Below are 689 nucleotides of genomic sequence, written 5' to 3'. Positions count from 1 at the left end.
AGGTTCGCGGCTTCGAGGCGCTTGAGCCGGTCCAGGAGCACGCTGGTCGAGATCTGTTCGGCCGAATCGAGGAATTCCACCGGGCGCCGTTTGCCGACCAGCAGCATGTCGCGCAGCACCAGCAAGGTCCACGGATCCCCGAACACCTCGAGGAACATGTTCATCGGGCACGTCGACTTTCCCACCGCGCGTTTCATGCCCCCAGGATACCTCATACATTTGCATTATCGAAATGTTGATGTATGGTCGGTCGGCCACTGTTCGAACGCACTGTTCGAACACGCGAAGCGGCGTCTCCTCAGCACTCGAACCCCAGGGATCCTCATGCAGCAGAACGTGATCGACACCGTCTCGGCGATGACCACCGCGCTAGAACGCGGTGACATCGACACCGTCATGTCCTTCTACGTCGACGACGCGGTTGTCGCCTTCGAACCCGGTACGCCGGTACGGGGCGAACAGCAACTGCGGGCCGGGTTCGCTGCCTTCGCCGCAGTGCAACCCGATTTCCACTACGGCCACGGCCACGAGGTCATGATCACCGGCGACACCGCCGTACACATCGCTCCGTGGACGATGAGCGGCACCGGTCCCGACGGCACCCCGATCACCCAGAGCGGACTGTCGGTGGCAACCCTGCGCCACCAGATCGACGACAGCTGGAAGATCGTGGTCGACAACCCCTTCGG

General features: G+C 62.6%; 2 protein-coding genes. One reads left to right on the top strand and one right to left on the bottom strand.

Features of this window, described 5'->3' with window-relative positions:
• A partial coding sequence (locus tag JZ792_RS41255) for a winged helix-turn-helix transcriptional regulator (protein WP_216918425.1) occupies positions 1–197 on the bottom strand: 197 nt, incomplete at its 3' end.
• Positions 198–324: 127 nt separating this feature from the next.
• Here JZ792_RS41255 and JZ792_RS41250 point away from each other — a divergent pair.
• Positions 325–689: YybH family protein (locus JZ792_RS41250; protein WP_216918424.1), on the top strand; the 365-nt coding region annotated here is incomplete at its 3' end.

The sequence above is a fragment of the Nocardia noduli genome (assembly GCF_019038455.1).
Classification (GTDB): domain Bacteria; phylum Actinomycetota; class Actinomycetes; order Mycobacteriales; family Mycobacteriaceae; genus Nocardia; species Nocardia noduli.
The sequence above is the reverse complement of the archived record's forward strand: the minus strand, read 5'-3'. Positions and strand labels throughout refer to the sequence as shown.